The organism is Pseudomonas sp. P4_C3 (assembly GCF_056402075.1).
The window spans coordinates 1-1,985 of the sequence record NZ_JBFUIC010000528.1 but is presented as its reverse complement, the minus strand read 5'-3'; the positions used below and the strand labels follow the sequence as shown (position 1 = coordinate 1,985).

At 45.2% G+C, this 1,985-nt stretch carries 3 protein-coding genes; all 3 read left to right on the top strand.

All coding sequences use genetic code 11. The features are described from left to right. Positions 1-508, top strand: a 508-nt coding sequence (locus AC1DVH_RS30230; protein WP_477756883.1) for a polysaccharide biosynthesis protein, incomplete at its 5' end; no start/stop codon positions are given. A 166-nt stretch (positions 509-674) separates the two neighbouring features. Further along, entirely contained in the window at positions 675-1,652 is a 978-nt protein-coding gene (locus AC1DVH_RS30225) for an NAD-dependent epimerase/dehydratase family protein (RefSeq protein WP_477756882.1), read from the top strand. Next, positions 1,649-1,985: glycosyltransferase (locus tag AC1DVH_RS30220; protein WP_477756881.1), on the top strand; the 337-nt coding region annotated here is incomplete at its 3' end. The genes AC1DVH_RS30225 and AC1DVH_RS30220, both read left to right, overlap by 4 nt.

Sequence of the window (1,985 nt, the reverse complement as noted above, 5' to 3'; positions counted from 1 at the left end):
AATAAAATCAGGTGGCCCGCTCACGGTTACTCATCCTAAAATCACTCGTTACTTCATGACCATTCCAGAGGCGGCGCAACTGGTTATTCAGGCGGGCTCTATGGGGATGGGAGGTGATGTTTTCGTGCTGGATATGGGCGAACCGGTAAAAATTGTTGAGCTGGCAGAGAGAATGATTCATCTGTCAGGTTTAAGTGTTCGTTCAGAAAAAAATCCGCACGGTGATATCTCCATTGAGTTTACTGGGTTACGCCCGGGAGAGAAACTCTACGAAGAACTGCTGATTGGTGACAACGTAGTTGCAACTCAGCACCCGATGATCATGAGTGCTCACGAGGATTATTTGGCCTGGGAAGTCCTCAAGGTCAAGCTGACGCATCTGCTTGCGGCGCTTGATGAGAATGATTACTCTCTCGTTCGACAATTATTGAGAGAAACAGTCCATGGATACACCCCTCAAGGAGAGATAGTGGATTGGATTTACGAACAGCGGCGTCTTGATCATTAAGCCGGTTATATTACGGATTTTAACTGAAAAAAATCCTGGATCCATGGCGGGCTGAGTAGTCGTACTGAATAGATGTATTATATTTTTAAGCTGTTTTTATATTTTTGATGGCATTGGTACGAATACTAGGGCTTGAATTGTGTGTGCATTTAAGGAGTGAGTCATCTTGAATCTTGAGACAAGTGATACTGAATGCGAAGTTCACTCTACCATTGAACAGCGTATCGTTGTGATAGGTGGAACTGGCTTTGTTGGTCAGCATTTACTCAATTCTTTAGTTGATTACAGCAAAGAGTTCGAAATTATTTTCGCGGTCCATCGAAACGAGCCACATTGGTTAACAGAATCGCCTATACAGGTTCGACATTTTGACTTGGATGATAGCGCGTCGTTAGAGAAAATTTTGAATTGCGGCAGCATCGTTTTGAATTTGCTGCGGCCAGACGGCACCGGATGGTTCTTGTCAGCGATCAAGAATATTTTGCGCGCTTGCGGCAATGCACGTGTTAAGCGTTATATCCATGTTTCAAGTATTGACGTTTTTGGAGCAAGCCAGGACAGCATTTGTACTTCGGCTTCACAGATCGTGCCTATCACGCCTTATGAGCGTGAGCATGCCGCTGCTGAGAAGTTTGTGAGCGCCGTCAATGCCGAGCATTTCGAAGCCTTGATTTTGCGCCTTGGCGCGGTATTTGGTGTCGGTGGATTAAATATTGTTTCATTCGTAAGGGAAGTTTCGAGTGCCCCTGGCTGGAAACTCGCATTGCGCCGTTCATTGTACGGTGCGCGGCGAATGCATTTGGTCAGCGTTGAAAAAGTAGTCGAGGTTTTATTATTTGTTACAACGGCGGCACCAATAATTCAGGGGGAAATTATTGTAGTGACTGAAGACGCTGACGCTGATAATAATTTCGCTTATCTTCAGGATTGTTTGCTGGAAGTATTTAATCGTACTGCAGTATTGCATATTCCTTACCTCCCCTCGCGAGTGCTGCGTTTGGTATTAAATGCCAGAGGGATTAGTAATACCGATCCAATGCGTCGCTTCCAAGAAGATCGATTGTTGCAACTTGGATTGCCAGATTCTGCACTGTTCACCCAGCGCCTTAAAGGTTACTTGAGTCACTTGAGGGCTACGGTATGAATGTTTTATTGATTAATATTTCTCTTGATGCACAGCGTGGGGGAGGGACTGCGGAACGCACAAGACACTTAGCCAATACCCTTGCGGATAAAGGCTGTCGTTGTGAAGTCATCGCGATGTCCGGTGATTCCTGGCAGTCAGAATTTAATACTCGAGGTGTTAAAACCTACATTACTGGAAAAATGGGTCAACACTTTCCAATCCCATTGGTCAATTTTATGCGTCTGTGGAAAGCGGTGAAGTCTGCTGACATTATCCATATCATGGGCTACTGGAATTTGTTGAGTATTATTACCGGCTTCTTCGCCAGGATCGCGCGGACTCCTTATGTAC